This window comes from Pseudomonadota bacterium (assembly GCA_023229365.1).
In the GTDB taxonomy this organism is placed as follows: Bacteria; Myxococcota_A; Polyangia; order JAAYKL01; family JAAYKL01; genus JALNZK01.
In genome coordinates this window covers 1-6177 of the sequence record JALNZK010000204.1, presented here as the reverse complement: position 1 = coordinate 6177, position 6177 = coordinate 1, and the positions used below count along the sequence as shown (strand labels likewise).

Below are 6177 nucleotides of genomic sequence, written 5' to 3'. Positions count from 1 at the left end.
GGCCAGACCGGCGACGATGCCGTATTCCTCAACTCCGCCGATTTTCAGCCCAAGGCGTGGTAAAAAAGGCGAGTGTCGCGTTACGCGGTCAGGACGCGGTACGCCTCTTCGAGGCTCTTCTTGGCGTCGCCGAAGAACATCCGCGTGTTCTCCTTGTAGAAGAGCGGGTTGTCGACGCCGGCGTAGCCCGTCGCCATCGAGCGCTTCATCACGATGCAGATCTTGCCCTTCCAGACCTCGAGCACCGGCATGCCGGCGATCGGGCTGTTCGGATCCTCGAGCGCCGAGGGGTTCACGATGTCGTTCGCGCCGATCACGAGGGTGACGTCGATATTCGGGAAGTCGTCGTTGACCTCGTCCATCTCGAACACGATGTCGTACGGGACGTTCGCCTCGGCGAGCAGCACGTTCATGTGGCCGGGCATGCGGCCCGCGACCGGATGGATGCCGAACCGCACGTTCTTGCCCCGCTCGCGCAGCGCCTTCGTGATCTCGGCGACGGTGTGCTGCGCGTGCGCCACGGCCATGCCGTAGCCGGGCACGATCATGATCTCCTTGGCCTCCTTGAGCAGCTCGGCCACCTCCTCGGGCTTGATCGACACGACCTCGCCCTGGGGCGCTACCTCGCCGCTCTTCTTGGGCTTGCTGCTGTCGGTGCCGAACCCGCCCGCGATGACCGCGAGGAACTTCCGGTTCATGGCGCGGCACATGATGAAGCTCAGGATAGCTCCGGACGAGCCGACGAGCGCGCCCGTCACGATGAGGAGATCGTTGTTCAGCATGAAGCCAGTGGCGGCGGCGGCCCACCCCGAGTAGCTGTTGAGCATCGAGATCACGACCGGCATGTCCGCGCCGCCGATCGCCATCACCATGTGGACGCCGAAGATGAGCGCGACCACGGTCATGATGCACAGCGCGAAGAAGCCCGCGGGCATCCCCTCAATCACGGGCAACATGTTCCCGCCGATCGCCGCGGCGGCGCCGCCGGCGGCTTCCGCCGCGTCCTTGGCGCCGTGCTGGCCGACGAACACGATGCCCGCCCAGATCGCGATCGCGAGCAGCGCGAGGTTGAGGACGTTGCGGCCGGGCAGGATCACCGGCTTGCCGCTGATGCGCGCCGACAGCTTGCCGAACGCGATCACGGAGCCCGTGAACGTCACCGCCCCGATAAGGATGCCGATGTAGGTCTCGATGTCGTGGACCGCCAGCGCGGCGCCCTCGTAGTGCTCTGCGAGCTTCTCGGGCTCCGTGGGCATGCCGAGGTAGTTCGCGAAGCCGACGAGCACCGCGGCCATGCCGACGAGGCTGTGCAGGATCGCGACGAGCTCGGGCATCTGCGTCATCTGCACGCGCAGCGCGAGCAGGATGCCGATCGTGCCGCCCACGCCGAGCCCCACCGCCAGAACCCAGTAGTTGCCCGTCACCTCGAAGGCGACCGTCGCGACGACGGCGACCGCCATGCCGATGATGCCGAACAGGTTGCCCCGGCGCGCCTTCTCCTGGGTGGACAGGCCGCCGAGCGCGAGGATGAACAGGACCATGGCGCCGATGTAGGCGCATGTCACGATCCCGCCGAAGTCGAATGTCGTCTCGTGCATGGCGTGCCTCCTACTTCCGGAACATCTTGAGCATGCGTTGCGTCACCGCGAAGCCGCCCGTGATGTTGACGAAGGTTATCGTGATGGCGATCGCCGCGAGGATCCAGACGAGCCGGTTCTCAGAGGAGACCTGGAGCAGCGCGCCGATGATGATGATCGAGGAGATGGCGTTCGTGACGCTCATGAGCGGCGTGTGCAGCGCGGGCGTCACGTTCCAGATCGTCATGTAGCCGACGAAGATCGCGAGGACGAACACGGTGAAGTGCATGAGGAACTCGGGCGGCGACGCGTAGCCGACGCCCCCGAGCACCGCGGCCGCGACGACCAGCGTGACCGCCAGCTTGCCGGGCGAGCTCTGCTTCGACGGGGCGCCGTGTCCGTGACCGCCGGCCTTCGCCGCAGGAGCCGGCGCCGCGGCGGGTTGCGCGGGCTTCGCGAGCGACAGCTTCGGCGCGGGCGGCGGCCAGGTGATCTCGCCGTCCTTGATGACCGTCGCGCCGCGGATCACCTCGTCCTCCATGTTCACGTTGATCACGCCGTCCTTCGTCGGCGTGAGGTCGGTGAGCAGGTGGCGCAGGTTCGTCGAGTACAGGTTGCTCGACTGCGTGGCGAGCCGGCTCGGGAGATCCGTGTACCCGATGAGGGTGACCCCGTTCTTCACGACGACCTTGCCCGGCACGGTCCCCTCGCAGTTGCCGCCCTGCTCGGCCGCGAGATCGACGACGACGCTGCCGGCGCGGAGCGTCTCCACCATGTCGGCGAGGATCAGCTTCGGCGCGGGCTTGCCCGGGATGAGCGCCGTCGTGATGATGATGTCCACCTCGGCCGCCTGCTTGCGGAAGAGCGCCATCTCGGCGTCGATGAACTCCTTGCTCATCACCTTGGCGTAGCCGCCGACGCCGGCGCCGTCCTCCTTGACGGTGACCTCGAGGAACTCGGCGCCCATGCTCTGGACCTGCTCGCGGACCTCCGGGCGCGTGTCGAAGGCGCGGACGATGGCGCCCATCCCCTTGGCCGCGCCGATCGCGGCGAGGCCCGCGACGCCGGCGCCGATCACGAGCACCTTGGCCGGGGGGATCTTCCCCGCGGCGGTGACCTGACCGGTGAAAAACCGGCCGAAGTGCTGGGCGGCCTCGACGACGGCGCGATACCCTGCGACGTTCCCCATCGAGGAGAGCGCGTCGCACTTCTGCGCGCGCGAGATCCGCGGCACGCTGTCCATCGCGAGGACCGTCACCTTCTTGGCGGCGAGGCGGTCCATGAGCTCCTTGTTCTGCGCCGGGTACAGGAAGCTTATGACCGTCTGGCCGGCCCTCATCTGGTCGATCTCGGCGGGCGCGGGCGGGCGCACCTTCATGACGATGTCGCACGTCGACCACACCGCCTTGGCGTTCGGCACCACCTCGACGCCTGCCGCGATGTACTTCTCGTTGGAGAAGCTCGCCTCGGCGCCGGCCCCGGACTCGATCGCGAGCGAGAAGCCGAGCTTCTTGAACTGCTCGGCCGTGTCGGGGGTCAGCGCGACCCTCCGCTCGCCCGCGAACACTTCCTTCGGCACTCCGATTTTCATCGTCCACCTCCCTGCGTGACTGCCTGCGGCGCCCGTCCCCGGTCGCCTGCGCTCCCCGTCGTCGATTTCGCGTGCAGCGCGCGACGGTCCAAAACTCAGCGCGGCGATATCAGGAAGCAGGTGGTTTTGCAAGAGGCGCAAGAAACCGATTTTCCCAAAGAAAACATGGAAGAAACGACGGACGTATTCTCGTCGATTTCGTGGACGAAGTGGTATTGACACGGGTTTGTTGTTCCCCTAGGCTCTTGGACCTAAGAAGCGCTCGGTGGCGAGAGGGGATGACCCCCGCTGCCCCCGGCCGACAACACGGACACTGACAAGACGGAGGAGGACATGAGGTTCATTGCCGAGTCGTTTGAAAAGGGTGGATTCTTCATGTGGCCGATTTTGATCGCGTCCCTCTTTCTTTACGCCATTGCAATCGAGCGTTTCTTCTACCTGTACATGAGGGCGAGCTTCAACAAGGACCTGTTCATCAAGACGATGCACAGCGCCATCTTCGCAGGCCAGCTCGACAAGGTGGTCAAGTACACGGCGGCGCAGCGGTTCCCGCTGGCGCGCATCATCCACGCCGGCCTCCTGAAGGTCCGGGGCACGCCCGAGGACGTCCAGGCCGCGATGGACGGCGCCGCGCTGCGCGAGCTGCCGAAGATCGAGAAGCGCACGGCCTACCTTTCCATGATCGGCAACATCGCCATGCTCCTCGGCCTCCTCGGAACGATCTCGGGCATGATCGTGTCGTTCGGCGCCGTCGCCAACGTCGAGGCGAGCGCCAAGGCGGCCGAGCTCGCGCGCGGCATCTCCGAAGCCATGAACTGCACGGCGTTCGGGCTGCTCACCGCCATCCCGGCGCTGATCTTCTTCGCCATCCTCCAGGGCAAGACGCAGGCGCTGCTCGACGACATCAACCAGAGCACCGTCCAGGTCATGAACCTGATCGTCGAGAACCGCGAGAAGCTCGCGGGCTGAGACAGGTAGGGGATTGTTCGGGGTCGATCCCAGTCGACCTGAAACAGTTGTGAGGAAACGTAGGAGGTTATCATGTCTGGCGGCGGTGACCCTACCCCGACGAAGGGCGGAAAGAAGTCTGTTGACTTCGTGGTTCAGCTGGTTCCGTTCATCGACCTCATGTCCGTGCTCATCTCGTTCCTTCTCATCACGGCGGTCTGGACGCAGCTTGCCCGTATCGCCACGGATCAGGCCATCTCGCAGAACACCAGCGCTCCTCCTCAGCAGAAAGAGAAGGAAAAGAACATCAACATCCTCGTCACCGCCGACGAGGCCGTCATGAACATCACCGGCGACAGGCCCCCGAAGCGGGTCCCGCGGATGCCCGAGGACAAGTACTACAAGGAAGTGCGCGCGGCGCTGCGCGGCCTCAAGGAGCGCGTCCCCGCCGAGGCGCCCAAGGTGATGCTCGCCGCAGAGGACAAGGTCCAGTACAAGTTCATCATCCAAGTGATGGACATCTGCCTGGATCTCGGCCTGAGCGCCATCACGGTCGCGAACCCGAACACGATGCAGGGCGAGTTGCTCTAGGCACGTCGGAGGCATCGAATGAGTATCAAGAAACCGGGCTCGGCACTTGGCAAGACGATCAAGCTCAAGAACGTCAAGCTGGCCACCGGCCACGGCAAGAAGAGCCCGAACTCGGATCTCAACCTGACGCCGATGGTCGACACGCTGACCGTGCTCGTCGTCTTCCTGCTGATGTCGTTCAGCGCCTCGGGCGAGATCCTCTTCGCGACCAAGGACATCGTGCTGCCGCCGGCGTTCCACACGTCGGAGCTCGAGCGCGCGCCCGTGGTCGCCGTGTCCAAGGCGACGATCGGGTTCGAGGGGCAGTTCGTCATGAACGCCGCGGACGTGACCGAGGCCGCCTATCCGGACTGGAAGCTGACCCCGCTCTACACCTACCTCGAGGCCGAGCGCGAGTCGTGGGCCGCCGCACACGCCGGCGAAGAGTTCAAGGGCGACGTCATCATCCAGTCCGACAACGAGGTCCCGTTCTCCGTCCTGAAGCTGGTCATGTCCACCTGCGCGAAGGCGAAGTACATCAACACGAGCTTCGCGATTCGGCAGGTCGGCAAGACCGAAGCGCCGCTGGGGCTCTAGTTCCTCCAACACAATCGCTGGTCGTGAAAAAAGGTCGTGCGGGCCTCTACAGGTCCGGGCTCTCTGACGGCGAAGGTTTCTCCCCTTCGGCGGGGAGCGTCGACGCCCGCACGACGCGGATCGGCTCGGCGAGCCAGCGGTGCCAGGCGAGCGACTGGATCTCGGACGCCGTCCTGGGCTTGATCTTGACGATCGCCTCGCCGCTCTTGTCGCGGCCCTCGAAGCTGAGAAGCTGATCCACGATCGCGGGGATCTTCTTCTTCTCGAAGATCCCTGCGTAGACCTCGAAGATCATGCGGTCGTCGTCGGGGCCGCCTATCTTGATGGGTTCCTCCGGCCACGCGCCGTAGCCGCCGACCCCGGTCCCGAACCGGCGGTAGCGGACGAGCGGCGCCGCGATCGCCTCGATCCGCTGATCCGTGCTCGGACGTCCCACGACCTGGAGGACTGGCACCCCGGTATCCTGCGCCTCGACGAAGAAGAGCACCGCGTAGTTCTCGGGCGGCCCGTCGAGCTTCACCGCGGCCTCCACGTACGGTATCACCTCCCTGGGGACCGTGAGCCCCTCCAGGGGCTTCGTGTCCGGGCGCCCGAACCTGTGAATCTTCACGTGCTCGCCGGACGCGATCGGGCGCACGAACGCCTCCCAGTGATCGACGACCCGCAGATCCTTTCCAGGCTCGGCGAACAGGTACTCCAACCCGACCTTCTGGATTGAATTGATCGCGCCGGGAATCACGGTCTCGAAGGAGCACGTCGACGACTCGAAGAGCTGCCCGCCGACCCGAAAGCGGTAGGACACCCTCCCCGCGTCCGGGGGCGGGACGATGTTGTCGCAGGAGATCAGCTGTTTCGCCCCCGAGATGACCTCGCACGGCTGCTTCCCGTCCTTGG

Annotated in this window: 6 protein-coding genes; 3 read left to right on the top strand and 3 right to left on the bottom strand. The window is 65.4% G+C overall.

Annotated features, from left to right (window positions below; all coding sequences use genetic code 11):
- Positions 1-80 precede the first annotated feature (80 nt).
- Positions 81-1598, bottom strand: a complete 1518-nt coding sequence (locus M0R80_30835; GenBank protein MCK9464036.1) for an NAD(P)(+) transhydrogenase (Re/Si-specific) subunit beta — start codon at positions 1596-1598, stop codon at positions 81-83.
- 10 nt (positions 1599-1608) lie between these two features.
- Positions 1609-3168, bottom strand: a complete 1560-nt coding sequence (locus tag M0R80_30830) for a Re/Si-specific NAD(P)(+) transhydrogenase subunit alpha (GenBank protein MCK9464035.1) — start codon at positions 3166-3168, stop codon at positions 1609-1611.
- Between the two features lie 333 nt (positions 3169-3501).
- On the opposite strand from M0R80_30830, the gene M0R80_30825 reads away from it, so the two are divergent.
- From M0R80_30825 to M0R80_30815, 3 genes are all read left to right on the top strand, one after another.
- A complete protein-coding gene (locus M0R80_30825) occupies positions 3502-4137 on the top strand; it encodes a MotA/TolQ/ExbB proton channel family protein (GenBank protein MCK9464034.1) in 636 nt (211 codons plus the stop codon).
- Positions 4138-4209: 72 nt separating this feature from the next.
- The gene (locus M0R80_30820; GenBank protein ID MCK9464033.1) at positions 4210-4707 is read left to right on the top strand and encodes a biopolymer transporter ExbD; all 498 of its coding nucleotides are present in this window, start codon (positions 4210-4212) and stop codon (positions 4705-4707) included.
- Between the two features lie 18 nt (positions 4708-4725).
- Positions 4726-5283: a biopolymer transporter ExbD gene (locus M0R80_30815; protein MCK9464032.1), complete on the top strand. Its 558-nt coding sequence runs from the start codon at positions 4726-4728 to the stop codon at positions 5281-5283.
- A gap of 46 nt (positions 5284-5329) precedes the next feature.
- Here M0R80_30815 and M0R80_30810 read toward each other — a convergent pair.
- The coding region (locus M0R80_30810) for a hypothetical protein (GenBank protein ID MCK9464031.1) at positions 5330-6177 on the bottom strand (848 nt) is incomplete at its 5' end.

Bases quoted from the DNA above. Each gene is read 5' to 3' on its own strand.
- M0R80_30835 (MCK9464036.1), bottom strand. From the start codon at position 1,598: ATGCACGAGACGACATTCGACTTCGGCGGGATCGTGACATGCGCCTAC.
- M0R80_30820 (MCK9464033.1), top strand. From the start codon at position 4,210: ATGTCTGGCGGCGGTGACCCTACCCCGACGAAGGGCGGAAAGAAGTCT.
- M0R80_30830 (MCK9464035.1), bottom strand. From the start codon at position 3,168: ATGAAAATCGGAGTGCCGAAGGAAGTGTTCGCGGGCGAGCGGAGGGTC.
- M0R80_30815 (MCK9464032.1), top strand. From the start codon at position 4,726: ATGAGTATCAAGAAACCGGGCTCGGCACTTGGCAAGACGATCAAGCTC.
- M0R80_30825 (MCK9464034.1), top strand. From the start codon at position 3,502: ATGAGGTTCATTGCCGAGTCGTTTGAAAAGGGTGGATTCTTCATGTGG.